Below are 15,180 nucleotides of genomic sequence, written 5' to 3' on the forward strand. Positions count from 1 at the left end.
GGCCAGGGCTGTGGCCGCCTGGGGCCAGCGCGACTGTAGCAGTGGCAATACGCTGCCACGCAGGAAATTGCGGTCCAGCGCCTCATCGGTATTGCTGGGGTCATCGACCCAGCGCAGCCCGAGCCGGGCCGCCTCGGCTTCGAGCTCGCTCCGTGACCGTGTTAGCAGCGGGCGCACGAGGCGTCGCCCTTGCCACTCGCGTTCCGCCGGCATGCCCGCCAGGCCGCGTACGCCGCTGCCGCGCAGGGCGGCGAGCAGAAAGGTTTCCGCCTGATCGTCACGATGCTGGGCCAGCAGCAGCGTCTCACCCGGTGCCACACGGCGGGCGAACGCCGCGTAACGCGCTTTCCGCGCCGCCCCCTCGAGCCCCAGCCCGGCGTCGCGCTCGACCGCGACGCGCTCGACGAAGAGCGGCACGCCGAGCCGTGAGGCAAGCCGACGGCAGTGCCGCTCGAAGCCATTGGCGGCACTCTGCAGACCATGATGAACGTGCAGGGCGTACAGCGGGCGGGGATGACGCCGACAGGCCTGGGCCGCCAGCGTAAGCAGCAGGCTCGAATCCAGCCCGCCGGAGAGTGCCACCCAGACGACACGCCCCGGCGGGGTCTCCGCCAGGGCGTCGTCGATCAGGGCTTGCAGCGATTCTCTCTTATGCCGGGGCGCCATAGCTCATCAGACGCTCATAGCGTCTTTCAAGAAGAGCATCGGTCTCCATCGCCTCGAGTCGATCCAGGCTCGCCAGCAGCGACTCCTTGACCCGCTCGGCGGTGACGAGGGGCTGACGGTGGGCGCCGCCCAGCGGCTCCTCGATCAGGGTATCGACGAAACCCAGCTCCTTGAGCCGTTCGGCGGTAATGCCCATGGCCTGAGCCGCATCGGCGGCTCGCTCGGCGCTCTTCCACAGGATCGAGGCGCAGCCTTCCGGCGAGATGACCGAGTAGGTGGAGTACTGCAGCATGGCGAGCTCATCGCACACGCCGATGGCCAGCGCGCCGCCGGAGCCGCCCTCGCCCACCACGGTGGAGATGATCGGCGTCTTGAGCCGCGACATCACCGCCAGGTTGTAGGCGATGGCCTCGCTCTGGCCGCGCTCCTCGGCGTCGATGCCGGGATAGGCGCCGGGGGTGTCGATGAAGGTCAGCACCGGCATCTTGAAGCGCTCGGCCATCTCCATCAGGCGGCATGCCTTGCGGTAGCCCTCGGGGCGCGGCATGCCGAAATTGCGCCGCACCTTCTCCTTCACCTCACGCCCTTTCTGGTGACCGATGACCATCACCGGACGATCGTCCAGCCGGGCGACGCCGCCGACGATGGCCGGATCGTCGGCGAAGCGGCGGTCGCCGTGCAGCTCATCGAAGTCGGTGAAGATGTGTTCGAGGTAATCCAGCGTATAGGGGCGCTGGGGGTGACGCGAGAGCTGGGAGACCTGCCAGGGGGACAGGTCCTTGAAAATCGACTCGGTGAGCTTGCGGCTCTTCTCCTCCAGGCGGCTGATCTCGTCGCTGAGGTTGAGCTGGCTGTCGTTGCCGACCAGGCGCAGCTCTTCGATCTTGGCCTGGAGTTCGGCGATGGGCTGTTCGAAATCGAGGTAGTTGGGATTCATAGTGGCTGGGCCGCCTTGTCTTTGCTGTCGCCGGGGCATGATGAACGCTGTTCGCCCCGGAAGCCATAAAATCGAGTGTCGGGCATTATCGCACCCTCAACGCACGGCGCAAGGCAGGACTCGAGGTGTTATGGCTGCGACCGGCGCTCGGAGCTCATCCGGCGGCAGGCCTTCGGGGAGGCGCTGTGAACCCATCCCTGGGCGCTATTTTTGCCCTGCTTCGCTCTCGCATCCTGCTCCGCTTGCAGGACCGGGGCTGGCCATCCATGGCCAGCCCGTTCGGAGCAGTGCTCCTCACCCATGGCAAAAAACCTCCCCTTCGGCCTGCCCCCGACGCTCCTCGCAGCCAAGGTGATGGCCTAGCGGTACTTCAAGCGCACGCCATCCTGCCCCTCTACCTCGCGCAGCGCGATCAGCAGCTCGTCACTGGGGGCCACGCGCCACTGCGCATCCAGCTCCAGCCAGCCGGCGGCGGCTTCGTTGCGGTAGCGCAGACGCACCGGCAGGCCGCCGTCGTCGCGGTGCGGCACGAGGCTCTCGCGCAGGCTCTCCACCAGCCGGCCGTTGACCCGGGTGCCGTCCAGCGACAGCTCCACCGCCTCGCCGTAGCGGGCGCGGGCGGCCACCATCGGCGTGACCTCCTTGCCGCGCAGGCGCAGCCCGCCGGAGAAGTCGTCGCTGGAGACCTCGCCCTCGACGATCAGCACCTGATCGGCCTCGATCTGGCCGCGCAGCTGATCGTAGATCTCGCCGAACAGCGAGGCCTCGATGCGCCCGGTACGGTCGTCCAGTGTAATGAAGGCCATGGTGTCGCCGCGCTTGGACTTCATGGTGCGCACCGCCACCACCAGACCCGCCACCCGCTGCGGCTCCCGCGACGGCTTGAGATCGACGATGCGGGTGGAGACGAAGCGGGCAAGCTCCTTCTCGTACTCGTCGATGGGATGGCCGGTGAGGTAGAGCCCCAGGGTCTCCTTCTCGCCGGCCAGGCGCTCCTTGTCGGTCCACTCGCGGGCGCGGCGGTAGGCCTCGTAGGGATCGCTCTCGGCCTCGTCGTCGGCGAAGGCTTCGCCGAACATGTCCATCATGCCCAGGCTCTGATTGCTCTGGGTCTGCGCCGCGGCCTTGAGGGCATCCTCGAGGGCGGCGGCGAGCACCGCTCGATTCGGCCCCAGGTTGTCCAGCGCACCGGAGCGGATCAACGCCTCCAGGGTGCGCTTGTTCATGCGCTTGGGGTCGACCCGGCGGCAGAAGTCGAACAGGTCGCTGAACGGGCCGTCGGCCTCGCGGGCCTCGACGATGGCGCCGATGGGCCCCTCGCCCACGCCGCGAATGGCGCCCAGGCCGTAGACCACGCGACCCTCGGTATCGACGGTGAACTTGTAGCCGCCGATGTTGACGTCCGGCGGCGTCACGGTGAGGCCGATGCGCCGCGACTCCTCGATCAGCGGCACCACCTTGTCGAGGTTATCCATTTCGGTGGACATTACCGCGGCCATGAACGGGCCGGGGTAGTGGGTCTTGAGCCAGGCGGTCTGGTAGGAGACCAGGCCGTAGGCCGCCGAGTGCGACTTGTTGAAGCCGTAGCCGGCGAACTTCTCCACCAGGTCGAAGATGTTGCCCGCCAGCTCCTTGTCGATGCCGTTGGCCGCACAGCCTTCCATGAAGCCGCTGCGCTGCTTGGCCATCTCCTCGGGCTTCTTCTTGCCCATGGCACGCCGCAGCATGTCGGCCTGACCCAGAGTGTAGCCGGCCAGCACCTGGGCGATCTGCATCACCTGCTCCTGATACAGGATGATGCCGTAGGTGGGCTCCAGCACCGGCTTGAGCCACTCGTGCTGGTAGTCCGGGTGCGGGTAGGCGAGCTCGGCACGGCCGTGCTTGCGGTTGATGAAGTCGTCGACCATGCCCGATTGCAGCGGGCCCGGGCGGAACAGGGCGACGAGGGCGATCATGTCTTCCAGCGAGTCGGGCAGCAGGCGCTTGATCAGCTCCTTCATGCCGCGGGATTCGAGCTGGAACACCGCCGTGGTCTCGGCGCGCTTGAGCATCTCGAAGGTGGGGCTGTCGTCGAGCGGGATGCTGTCGATGTCGAGCGGCCCTTCGCCCTTGACCGCGCGCACCTTGTCGACCATCTCCAGCGCCCAGTCGATGATGGTCAGGGTACGCAGGCCGAGGAAGTCGAACTTGACCAGCCCGGCCTCCTCGATGTCGTTCTTGTCGAATTGCACGACCAGGCCGTTGCCCTCCTCGTCACACAGCAGCGGCGAGAAGTCGGTGAGCTTGGTCGGCGCGATCACCACGCCCCCGGCGTGCTTGCCGGTGCCGCGGGTGATGCCTTCGAGCTTGACCGCCATCTCCCAGATCTCGGCGGCCTCCTCGTCGTTTTCGATGAACTCCTTGAGCGCCGGCTCGGCCTCGATGGCCTTGGCCAGGGTCATGCCCACCTCGAAGGGGATCAGCTTGGAGAGCTTGTCGCCCAGCGAGTAGGGCTTACCCTGGGCGCGGGCCACGTCGCGCACCACCGCCTTGGCCGCCATGGTGCCGAAGGTGACGATCTGCGACACCGCGTTGCGCCCGTAACGGTCGGCCACGTAATCGATCACCCGGTCGCGCTTCTCCATGCAGAAGTCGACGTCGAAGTCGGGCATCGAGACCCGCTCGGGGTTGAGGAAGCGCTCGAACAGCAGGTCGTACTCCAGCGGGTCGAGGTCGGTGATCTTCTGTGCGTAGGCCACCAGCGAGCCGGCACCCGAACCGCGCCCCGGCCCCACCGGCACGTCGTTGTCCTTGGCCCACTTGATGAAGTCCATCACGATCAGGAAGTAGCCGGGGAAGCCCATCTGAATGATGATGTCGAGCTCGAAGTCGAGGCGCTCGCGATAGCGCTTGTCGATCTCGGCGTACTCGGCGCCGTCGCGGGGGTATTTCTCTACCGGGTAGAGGAAGTCGAGACGCTCGTCGAGGCCGTCGTGGGAGACCTTGCGGAAGAATTCGTCCTGGGTCATGCCCTCGGGGATCTCGAACTCCGGCAGGAAGATCTCGCCCAGACGCACGTCGACGTTGCAACGCGCGGCGATCATCACGCTGTTCTCGAGCGCCTCGGGGATGTCGGCGAACAGCTCGGCCATCTCCGCCGGGCTCTTGAGGTACTGCTCCTCGGTGTACTTGCGCTCGCGGCGCGGGTCGTCCAACGCCTTGCCTTCGCCGATGGAAACGCGGGTCTCGTGGGCCCAGAAGTCGTCACGCTCGAGGAAGCGCACGTCGTTGGTGGCCACCACCGGCGTGCCCGTGGTCACGGCCAGCTCCACCGAGAGGTGCACGCACTCCTCCTCCAGCGGCCGCCCGGTGCGGGTCAACTCCAGGTAGAAGCGCTCCGGAAAGGCCGCCTGCCACTCCTCGAGCAGCGTGCGTGCCTCGTCGCGATGGTCGGCCAGCAGGTGGCGACCGATCTCCCCTTCGCGACCGCCGGAGAGGGCGATCAACCCTTCGCTCTGCGCCAGCACCCAGGCTTTCTCCAGCACTGCCCTGCCCTGGCGCTGCCCCTCCATCCAACCCCGCGAGATCAGCTCGGTGAGGTTGCGATAACCGGTGTCGTTCATCGCCAGCAGGGTCAGCCGGTAAGGGTGCGTCTCGTCATGCGGATTGGCGAGCCACAGGTCGGCGCCGATGATCGGCTTCAGCCCGCTGCCCTGGGCACCGCGGTAGAACTTGACCAGGCCGAACAGGTTGGCCTCGTCGGTCACGGCCATCGCCGGCATGCCACGCTCGGCAGTGGCCTTGATCAGCGGCTTGAGCCGTACCAGACCGTCGACCAGGGAGTACTCGGTGTGGACGCGAAGGTGTACGAAGGGCGTGGTCATAAGAGGCTCGGGGCTTGGCGGTAAATGGTCGACACGAAAAACAGGCTATCGGGCCTGCGATATAACTCAAATCCGCTCGGGCTGATCCGGCGATAGGCCTTCGCGGGGGCGCTGTGAATACATCCTTGTAAGCTACTTTTGCCATCCATGGCAAAAGACCCCCGCTACGACCTATCCCCGGCGCCCTCGCTGTATTGGGAGCGACTCATGGACTAAAGCAGCTCGAGTTGTCCTTTCAGCGGAGCGAAGGAACGGCGATGCTCGGGCAAAGGCCCGAGGCGCTCCAGCGCGTCCAGGTGCTCGGGCGTGGCATAGCCCTTGTGGCGGGCGAAGCCGTACTCGGGGAAGAGCGCGTCGAGCGCCACCATCTGGGCGTCGCGGGCCACCTTGGCAAGGATCGAGGCCGCAGCGATGGCCGGATGCCGGGCGTCGCCCTTGACTATCGCCTGACCGGGCACATGATGCCCAGGCAGTCGGTTGCCGTCCACCAGCAGGTACTCCGGCACCAACGGCAGCGCATCGATCGCCCTGCGCATGGCCAGGTGGGTGGCATGGTAGATGTTCAGCTCGTCGACCTCGGCATGGCACGCCTCGGCCACGGCGAAGGCCAGTGCCTTGTCGCGGATCTCCGCGTCCAGCTCCACGCGACGCTGCGGCGTGAGTTTCTTGGAATCGGTCAGGCCGGCGATGGGGCGCAGCGGGTCGAGAATCACCGCCGCGGCCACCACCGCGCCGATCAGCGGTCCGCGGCCCACTTCGTCGACGCCGGCCAGCAAGTGGCCCTGGTAGTCGATGACCAGTTGGGGAAAGGCAGACTCGCTCATGTCTCGCTTCTCCTGGCCTCTACCTCGGGATCGGCTGTCATGGTATCGCTTGCCACCGACTCGGGCAGCGGCCGCCCCGCCACCACGGCCTCGATGGCCTCGACCGCACGAGCGCTGGCGTTGCGCTGCAGCCCGGCATGCATGGCGGCGAACCGCGCTTCGAGGGCGGCACGCGTCTCGCCGTCATCGAGCAGCGGACCGATGCGCGCGACGATTGCCTCGGCCGTGAGTGCATCCTGGATCAGCTCGGGGATCAAGGTCTCCTGAGCGATCAAATTGGGCAGCGAGATCCACGGCGTCTTGACCAGGCGCTTGGCCAGCCAGTGGGTCAGCGGCGCCATGCGATAGCCCACCAGCATCGCGCGGTGACACAGCATGCCCTCAAGCGCCGCCGTACCCGAAGCGAGCAGCACGGCATCGCTGGCCACCATGGCCTGTCGCGCACGTCCGTCGAGCAACACGGCTCGCTCGCTCAACAAGGGCCGGTGTTCGAGCAGCGCTTCGAGCTCGGCGCGGCGCAGCGGGGTGGCCGCCGGTATCACGACGCGCAAGTCGGGGCGTTCGCGACACAGCCGCTCAGCGGCGTCGAGAAACGTCTCGCCGAGAAAGCGGATCTCGTTGGCCCGGGACCCCGGCAGCACGGCCAGCACCGGCCCGTCGGGCGGCAAGCCGATTTCCTCTCGTGCGGCACCACGGTCGTTGGCCAGCGGCAGCTCGTCGGCCAGCGGATGGCCGACGAAGGCCACCGGTAGATCATGCTTCTCGTAGAAGGCGGCTTCGAAGGGCAGGAAGGTGAGCATGGCATCCACCGAGCGGACGATGCCCTTGACCCGCCCCTGACGCCAGGCCCACACCGTGGGACTGACGTAGTGCACGGTGGTGAGCCCCGCCTCGCGCAGCTGACGCTCGAGGCCGAGGTTGAAGTCGGGCGCATCGATACCGATCATCACGTCCGGCTGCCAGGCCAGGGCATCGGCGCGCAGCGCACGGCGCACCCGAATCAGCTCCGGCAGATGCTTGAGCACCTCGACCAACCCCATGACCGAGAGCGTCTCGAGAGGAAAACGGCTGTCGATGCCCTCGGCGATCATCCCCGGCCCGCCGATACCGCGGAACTCGACACCGGGGTGACGCGCCTTGAGCGCCCGCATCAGGCTGGCACCGAGCAGGTCGCCGGACATCTCGCCGGCGACGATGTAGACACGCGCTAACTGGCTCATATCGGACCCGTTTCGACGTCCGCTCAGCGAACGATGCCGCGCGTCGAGACCTCGATGGAAGCGGCAAAGGCCTCGGTTTCGGGCAGGGCGTAGCGGTTGCGGATCTCCTCCAGCGCCTGGGCCACGGTCAGGCCCTGACGATAGACCAGCTTGTAGCACTCGCCCAGTGCCTTGATCGCCTCGGTCGAGAAGCCCCGGCGCTTGAGGCCGACCAGATTGAGCCCATGAGGCCTGGCCGGACTGCCATTGATCATCAGGAAGGCCGGCGTGTCCTTGGTGATGATCGAACCGCCTCCCGCCATGGCGTAGTCGCCGAAATGGCAGAACTGATGAATGGCCGAAAGCCCACCGAGAATGACGAAGTTGCCCAGGGTCACATGCCCGGCAAGCGTGGCCTGGTTGGCCAGCACGCAGTCGTTGCCGATGACGCAGTCGTGCCCGACATGCACGTAGGCCATGAACAGGTTGCGCGAGCCGATGGTGGTCTCGCCGCGATCCTGAGCGGTGCCACGGTGCAGGGTCACGCCCTCACGGATGACGTTGTCGTCGCCCATCACCAGCCGGGTCGGCTCACCGGCGTACTTCTTGTCCTGGCAATCCTCGCCTACGGAAGCGAACTGGAAGATCCGGGTCCGGGCTCCAAGCACGGTCGGCCCCTTGACCACCACATGCGGGCCGATACGACTGCCGGGACCGATCTCGACATCCGGTCCGATCACGCTGAAGGGACCGACTTCCACGTCCTCGGCAAGACGAGCCCCAGGATCGACGATGGCGGTGCTATGTATCAAGAAACCTTCCTCTCGGCACAGATGATGTCGGCCTCGCAGGCCAATTCACCCTCTACGGTAGCACGACAGGCGAACTTCCAGATGCCGCGCTTTTCACGTTCGACCTTAGCTTCCAGCTTCAGGCGATCGCCCGGCATCACCGGCCGCTTGAAACGCACGTTGTCGCTACCCACTAGATAATAGACGTAACCGTCAGCAGGCAGCTTGTTGACGGTCTTGAACCCGAGAATACCGCATACCTGGGCAAGCGCCTCGAGCACCAGCACACCGGGCATGATCGGATGGTGAGGAAAATGACCGTTGAAGAACGGCTCGTTGATGCTGACGTTCTTGTAGCCCACGATGGATTCGCCAAGGCTCAGCTCCGTCACCCGATCGACCAGCAGAAAAGGGTAACGGTGCGGCAGATAATCACGAATCTCGTTGATGTCCATTACCATCGTAGCGACCTCTGAAATGAAGTAGGGAAGCCTTGGCGAACGTCCAGCAAGCGTCGCGCCCGGCTTCCCGAAAGCCTGCAAACGGCAGGCGAGGAATTATAACGCCGCCCGATCCTGCCTCAACCCTGCTGATCGCGCTTCTCGAGACGCGCCAGACGCCTTGCCATGTCGTCGAGCTGCTTGAAACGTACCGCATTCTTGCGCCACTGGGCGTTGGACATGGCACCGGTACCCGACGAGTAGACCCCCGGCTCGTGGATCGAGTTGGTCACCAGACTCATGCCGGTGACCTGCACGCCGTCGCAGATCGTCAGGTGCCCGGAGAGCCCCACACCACCGCCCAGCATGCAGTTCTTGCCGACCCGTGTGGAGCCGGCGATGCCCACGCAGCCGGCCAGGGCGGAGTGGTCGCCGATACGCACGTTGTGGGCGATCTGCACCTGACTGTCGATCTTGACGTCGTTGCCGATCACGGTGTCGTCCAACGCGCCCCGGTCGATGCTGGAGCAGCTGCCCACCTCGACGTCGTCGCCCAGCACCACCCCGCCCAGCTGAGCGATCTTGTGCCAGCGCCCGCCGTCGTGGGCGAAGCCGAAGCCGTCGCCACCGATCACGCAGCCGCTGTGCAGAAGGGCACGCTTGCCGATGATCACGCCATGACAGACGGTGACGTTGGCGTGCAGCCGCGACTGGTCACCGATGCATGAACCCGCCCCGATGAAGCTGCCGGCCCCTACCACCACCTCGTCGCCGAGCTCCACCCCGGCTTCGACCACGGCGTTGGGGCCGATCTCGACCCGCGCCCCGAGCACCACGTCCTCCGCCACTACCGCCTTGGGATGGATACCGCCCACGGGAGCGGCCAGGATCGGGTCGAACAGCTGGGACAGGTGGGCATAGCCGAGATAGGGATTCGCCAGCTCCAGGCGAGCCACCGGGCAGGCGGCACCATGCTCGGGGTGGAGCAGCACCGCCCCGGCTCGACAGTTGGCGAGGTCCTTGATGTAGGAGCGATTGGCGACGAAAGCCACCTGATCGGGGCCGGCTTCCTTGAGGGTCGCCAACCCCCTGATGCGGCGACTGCCGTCGCCGATCAGTTGGGCACCGAGCCGCTCGGCGAGCTCGGTCAGTGTGTATTGCGGAGTAGCAGGGTGCGTCATGGAAACCCGTATCGACAACGTTTCGGCAGCGCGCTGCCGAGTGGATCAATTGAGCGAGTTGAGTATTTCGATCACTTCACCCGTCAGGTTGGGCAGGTCCCGCTCGGAGTGCAATACGCCCTGGGGCTCCACCAGCACCTGCACATTGTGCCGCGAGATCACCTGCTCCACGGCCCGCTCCAGCTTGGGCTCGGCTTCCTGCAGGAAATTCTGCTCGGCGCGCATCTGCTCTTCCATGATCTGCTGACGCAGCTGTTCGAAGCGACTGCCCTTCTGCTGGAACTCCTGGATCAGCGAGCGACGCTGATCATCGGGCAGGCTGTCGCCCTCCTGCTGCAGGCGCCGCTGCAGCTGGGACAGCTCCTGCCCCAGCGACTGCGCCTCCTGCTGCTGGCCGGCAAGCCGGCTCTCCAGTTGCTCCATCGAGCGCTGGGCGGCATTGGAAGAGAGCAGCGCCCCGCGCCAGTCGAGAACGGCCACCTCGGTCGAATAGGCCGGCGCAGACAGCGCGGCGAACAGACCCATGCACAAAAAGAGCGTCAACTTGCGCATTCAAATTACTCCTTGAGGAGCCGGATCAGAAGGTCTGTCCCAGCGAGAATTGGAAGAACTGGGTATTGTCGCCGCTCTTGTCGTTGAGCGGCTCGGCGATGCTGAAAGTCAGCGGGCCCACGGGCGTCAGCCAGGAGAGCCCCACACCGATGCTGTAGCGCAGCTCGCTCAGATCGACGCCGGAGGAGCAGTTCGACGGCCCGTCGCCTTCCATGATGTCATAGCAACTGGTCAGGAAGGTGTTGCCGGCATCGAGGAAGAAGCCGGTCTGCAGCGAGCGCTGATCCTCGACGAACGGCAGCGGGAAGAGCAGTTCGGCACTGCCTTCGATCAGTACGTTGCCGCCCAGGGTGCGGTCGCGCCCGGCCTCGCGCGGGGTGGTGCGCTCGCCCAGGGTGTTAGCGGTGAAGCCGCGCACCGAGCCAAGACCGCCGGCGAAGAAGTTCTCGTAGAACGGATAGGGATCGCTGCCGATGCTGTCGGCGTAGCCCAGGGTGGTGCCGAACTTGAGCGCCCAGGTCTCCTCCTCGTTGAGAGCGAAGAGCTGCTGGGCGCGGGCGCGCAGCTTGTAGTAGTCGGCGTCACTGCCCGGCGCGGCGGTCTCCAGCGACAGGCGCTGATAGTTGCCCGAGGTGGGCATGATGCCGCGGTTGAGGTTGTTGCGCGTCCAACTGGCGGTGAGCTTGAGGCTCTGGGCGTTGTCGCCCTGGTCCTCGACGTAGCGCACGATTTCCGACGCCGTGTCGCGATAGGTCTTGACCGTCAGGTCTTCGATGCTGGCGCCGAAGTTGAGGCGCGACAGCTCACTGACCGGATAGCCGAAGTTGATCCCCGCGCCGTAGGCGTCGGTGGAGTAGGTCGAGATATCCGAGTCTTCGAAATCGGTCTCGCGATAGAAGACGTTGTAGCCGCGCGAGATGCCGTCCAGGGTCCAGTACGGGTCGGTGAAACCGAAGTTGACACTGGTGAAGGTGTCGCTGCGCTGGGCGCCGATGTTGACCCGGTTACCGGTACCCAGGAAGTTGTTCTGGGCCAGCGAGGCGCCGTAGATCACCCCGGCGCTCTGCGAGAAGCCGATGCTCGCCGAGATCGAGCCGGAGGGCTGCTCCTCCACCGTGTAGGTGACGTCGAGCTTGTCCGGCTCGCCAGCCACAGGCTGGGTTTCCACCTCGACCTGACGGAAGAAGCCCAGACGCTCCAGGCGACGGCGCGACTGGCTGATCGAGTCGGTGGAGGCCGGCGCCCCCTCCATCTGGATCATCTCACGACGCAGCACCTCGTCCTGGGTGGTGGTGTTGCCGATGAAGTTGATTCGCCGCACGTAAGCACGACGACCCGGGTCGACACGCACGGTCAGGTCGACGGTGGAACCGTCGGCGCGCGGCTCGGGTATGCCGTCGACCCGGGCGAAGGCGAAGCCTTCGGCACCCAGGCGCGAGCGCAGCGCCTCAGTGGAAGCGGTGACGTTGCTGCGCGAGAAGATCTCTCCGCTCTCCACCTGCAGCAGGTTGCGCGCCTCACGCTCGCCGATCTGCAGATCGCCGACGAAGCGCACGTCGCCCAGGCGATACTGGCTGCCCTCGTCGACGTTGACGGTGACGAAGATCTGCGACTTGTCCGGGCTGATCGAGACCTGGGTCGAGGTGATGTCGAAATTGACGTAGCCGCGGTCCAGGTAGAAAGAGCGCAGACGCTCCAGGTCGCCGGCCAGCGCCTCGCGGGAGTACTCGTCGCGGGAGAACCAGCCGAAGAAGCGCCCGGGGCGGTCGTTGAGCTCGAACACGTCACGCAGCTCGTCGTCACTGAACTGACGATTGCCGACGATGTTGATCTGGCGAATCTTGGCCACGGCACCTTCGTTGATCTCGATATCGACCTGGACGCGGCCTTCGTCGATCTCGCGCACGTTGGTCTCGATCCGGGCGCTGTAGCGGCCCTGGGCCTGGTAGACGCCCTCCAGCTCGCGCTGAATGTCCTCGAGAGTCGAGAGCTGAAGCACCTGGCCTTCCGCCAGCCCGCCCTCGCGCAGACCGCGGCGCAGGTCCTCCTCGGAGAGCCGACGGTTGCCGCTGATGTTCAGCCGCGAGATGGTCGGTCGCTCGACGACCTGGATGACCAGCACGTCACCGTCGCGAGCAAGCTGAATGTCGTCGAACAGACCGGTGGCGAACAGGCTGCGCGCCGCCTCGGCCAGCTCGCGATCATCCACTCGGTCTCGTGCGCTGATGGGGAAGGCGTTGAAGACGGAGGCGGCGGATACCCGCTGCAGCCCCTCCACGCGAATGTCGGTTACTTCGAAGGATTCGGCCAGCACCGTACCGGAACCGGCCAGCAGCAGAGCCGCCAGTCCAAGGGTCTTGATATTCATGCAGTCGCTTCGCTCGCGTTGATCCGCCTGCCTGTACAGACAGGCACCATATACATATGTGCGGGTGACTGACAAGGCGGAGCGCAGCTCCACCTCCCTGTGCCTCCCGTTGGAGGCGCACGCTACCAGAGACGCATCAGATCGAAATAGAGCGCCATCAGCATCAAAGTGCCGACCATTGCCAATCCGATTCGCAATCCCAGCGCCTGAGCCCGCTCCGATACCGGCCGGCCGCGGACGGCTTCGACGAAATAATAAAGCAGGTGGCCACCATCGAGCACCGGTATCGGCAGCAGATTGAGCACCGCCAGGCTGATGGAGAGATAGGCCAGGAAGCTGACGAAGGTCTCCAGCCCCGTACGGGCCGTATCCCCCGCCATCTGGGCGATGGTGATGGGGCCGGAAAGATTGGTCGGCGAGATCAGCCCCACCAGCATCTTGCGGATCGCATCCAGCGTCAGCACCGTCATCTCGCCGGTGCGGTTCACTGCCTGCCCCAGCGCAGCCACGGGGCCGTAGCGGATCTCGCGCCGGAACTCCTCGGGCCACTCCACCGGCTCCACCCCGGCGCCCACGTAGCCGATGGTACCGCCCGTCTCGAGTTCGCGGCTGCCCGGAATGAGCGTCAACGTCACAGGCTCGCCGTCGCGCTGCACCTCGAGCTCCAGCGCTTCGCCGGGGTTGGCCCGCACCACGCTGACGAAATCCATCCACTCCGCGATGGGCGCCCCATTGACGGACAAGAGTTCGTCGCCCGGCTGCAGCCCCGCCTCGGCGGCGGCCTGACCATCCAGCACCTGGCCCAGCACCGCGGGAATACGCGGCTGCCAGGGCGTGATGCCCAGTGTGGCCAGCGGCTGGGGCGGATCCTGGCGCACCAGGTAGTTCTCCACTGGCAGGCGGTACTCCTGCGCGCTCGAGCCGGCGTCGTCACGTGCATCGATGGTCAGCTCGCCGCTGGCACCGATGTGGGCGATCAAGCGCAGGTTGATCTCGTCCCAGGAGCGCACGCCGTTGCCCTGCACCGAGACGATCTCCTGGCCGCTCTGCAGACCGCTGCGAGCCGCCGGGGAATCGGGCGCCACCTCGCCCACCACCGGTGCCACCGTGGTGGTGCCGGCGACGAACAGCGCCCAGTAGGCGACGATGGCAAGCAGGAAGTTGGCCAGCGGCCCGGCCGCGACGATGGCGATACGCTGCCATACCGTCTTGCGGTTGAACGTTTCGTGGAGCTGATCGTCGGGTACCGGCGCCTCGCGCTCGTCGAGCATCTTGACGTAGCCGCCAAGGGGAATCGCCGCCACGACGAACTCGGTCCCGTGACGGTCGGTACGGGACCAGAGCGCCTTGCCAAAGCCCACCGAGAAGCGCAGCACCCTGACACCACAGCGGCGCGCCACCCAGTAATGGCCGAACTCGTGGAAGGTGATCAACAGCCCCAGCACCACGATGACGGCCAGTACGTTCTGGATCAGGCCCAATACAGCCTCCTTGAAATGACTACTACGTCGGCGAAAAGCGGCTCAGCCTCTCTTCAACCCCGATTCAGCCCCGCTCCAGCCAAGTGTGCGCCGCCTGCCGCGCCCGGGCGTCGGCGCCGAGCACGGTTTCCAGGTCATCGCCGCTCTCTGCCGGCAGTGCCGTGAGAACCTCGCCCACCAGCTCACCGATTCCCGGAAAGCTCAAGCGCCCCGCCAGGAAGGCGTCGACGGCCACTTCGTTGGCACCGTTGAGGATCGCCGGTGCCGTACCGCCCTCCCGCATCGCCTCGCGCGCCAGCCGCAGACAGGGGAAAGCCGTCTCGTCGGGCGCTTCGAAATCGAGCCGGGCGATCTGGAACAGATCCAGCGCCTCGACGCCGGCTTCGATACGCTCCGGCCAGGCCAGGCCGTAGGCGATCGGCGTACGCATATCCGGATTGCCCAACTGCGCCAGTACCGAGCCGTCGCTGTAGGCGGCCATGGAGTGGATTACACTCTGCGGATGCACCACCACCTGCACCTGCTCCGGCCGGGCATCGAACAGCCAGCACGCCTCGATCAGCTCCAGTCCCTTGTTCATCAGAGTGGCGCTGTCCACCGAGATCTTGCGCCCCATCGACCAGTTGGGGTGGGCGCAGGCCTGCTCCGGCGTCACCGCCGCCAGGCGCTCCCGCGACCAGCCGCGAAACGGCCCGCCAGAGGCGGTCAGCAGCAACTGGGTGACGCCGTGACGAGCCAGACCGCCACGGTGCTCGGGTGGTAGACACTGGTAGATGGCATTATGTTCGGAATCGATCGGCAGCAGCGTGGCACCATGGCGCGACACGGCGTCCATGAACAGCGCCCCGGACATCACCAGGGCTTCCTTCTCGCGATAT

The 15,180-nt window shown here is 66.0% G+C and carries 12 protein-coding genes; all 12 read right to left on the reverse strand.

The window, feature by feature from the left end; genetic code table 11:
- Window positions 1–666 (reverse strand): tRNA lysidine(34) synthetase TilS (gene tilS, locus B8115_RS22590; protein ID WP_010630142.1); only part of this gene is annotated, 666 nt, incomplete at its 3' end.
- A complete protein-coding gene (accA, locus tag B8115_RS22595; RefSeq protein WP_010630143.1) occupies window positions 650–1,603 on the reverse strand; it encodes an acetyl-CoA carboxylase carboxyl transferase subunit alpha in 954 nt (317 codons plus the stop codon). The genes accA and tilS, both read right to left, overlap by 17 nt.
- A gap of 359 nt (window positions 1,604–1,962) precedes the next feature.
- Window positions 1,963–5,466 (reverse strand): DNA polymerase III subunit alpha, encoded by a 3,504-nt coding sequence (gene dnaE / locus B8115_RS22600; RefSeq protein WP_010630144.1) that lies wholly within the window; start codon window positions 5,464–5,466, stop codon window positions 1,963–1,965.
- A gap of 212 nt (window positions 5,467–5,678) precedes the next feature.
- Window positions 5,679–6,290, reverse strand: a complete 612-nt coding sequence (gene rnhB, locus B8115_RS22605) for a ribonuclease HII (protein ID WP_010630145.1) — start codon at window positions 6,288–6,290, stop codon at window positions 5,679–5,681.
- Window positions 6,287–7,510, reverse strand: a complete 1,224-nt coding sequence (gene lpxB / locus B8115_RS22610; protein ID WP_010630146.1) for a lipid-A-disaccharide synthase — start codon at window positions 7,508–7,510, stop codon at window positions 6,287–6,289. The genes rnhB and lpxB overlap by 4 nt, the downstream gene beginning before the upstream one ends.
- Before the next feature lie 23 nt (window positions 7,511–7,533).
- Window positions 7,534–8,301 (reverse strand): acyl-ACP--UDP-N-acetylglucosamine O-acyltransferase, encoded by a 768-nt coding sequence (lpxA, locus tag B8115_RS22615; protein ID WP_010630147.1) that lies wholly within the window; start codon window positions 8,299–8,301, stop codon window positions 7,534–7,536.
- Window positions 8,298–8,741 carry a 3-hydroxyacyl-ACP dehydratase FabZ gene (gene fabZ / locus B8115_RS22620; RefSeq protein ID WP_035592045.1) on the reverse strand — a complete coding sequence of 148 codons (444 nt, stop codon included), beginning with the start codon at window positions 8,739–8,741 and terminating at the stop codon, window positions 8,298–8,300. The genes lpxA and fabZ overlap by 4 nt, the downstream gene beginning before the upstream one ends.
- A gap of 119 nt (window positions 8,742–8,860) precedes the next feature.
- On the reverse strand, window positions 8,861–9,901 hold the full coding sequence (gene lpxD, locus B8115_RS22625; RefSeq protein WP_010630149.1) for a UDP-3-O-(3-hydroxymyristoyl)glucosamine N-acyltransferase: 1,041 nt from the start codon (window positions 9,899–9,901) through the stop codon (window positions 8,861–8,863).
- 45 nt (window positions 9,902–9,946) lie between these two features.
- Window positions 9,947–10,453 carry an OmpH family outer membrane protein gene (locus B8115_RS22630; protein WP_010630150.1) on the reverse strand — a complete coding sequence of 169 codons (507 nt, stop codon included), beginning with the start codon at window positions 10,451–10,453 and terminating at the stop codon, window positions 9,947–9,949.
- 25 nt (window positions 10,454–10,478) lie between these two features.
- The gene (gene bamA / locus B8115_RS22635) at window positions 10,479–12,821 is read right to left on the reverse strand and encodes an outer membrane protein assembly factor BamA (RefSeq protein ID WP_010630151.1); all 2,343 of its coding nucleotides are present in this window, start codon (window positions 12,819–12,821) and stop codon (window positions 10,479–10,481) included.
- A 122-nt stretch (window positions 12,822–12,943) separates the two neighbouring features.
- Complete coding sequence (rseP, locus tag B8115_RS22640; protein ID WP_010630152.1) at window positions 12,944–14,302, reverse strand: sigma E protease regulator RseP; 1,359 nt, start codon at window positions 14,300–14,302, stop codon at window positions 12,944–12,946.
- A 64-nt stretch (window positions 14,303–14,366) separates the two neighbouring features.
- Window positions 14,367–15,180 (reverse strand): 1-deoxy-D-xylulose-5-phosphate reductoisomerase (gene dxr, locus B8115_RS22645; protein WP_010630153.1); only part of this gene is annotated, 814 nt, incomplete at its 5' end.

Source organism: Halomonas sp. KM-1 (assembly GCF_000246875.1).
GTDB classification, from domain to species: Bacteria; Pseudomonadota; Gammaproteobacteria; order Pseudomonadales; family Halomonadaceae; genus Halomonas; species Halomonas aerodenitrificans.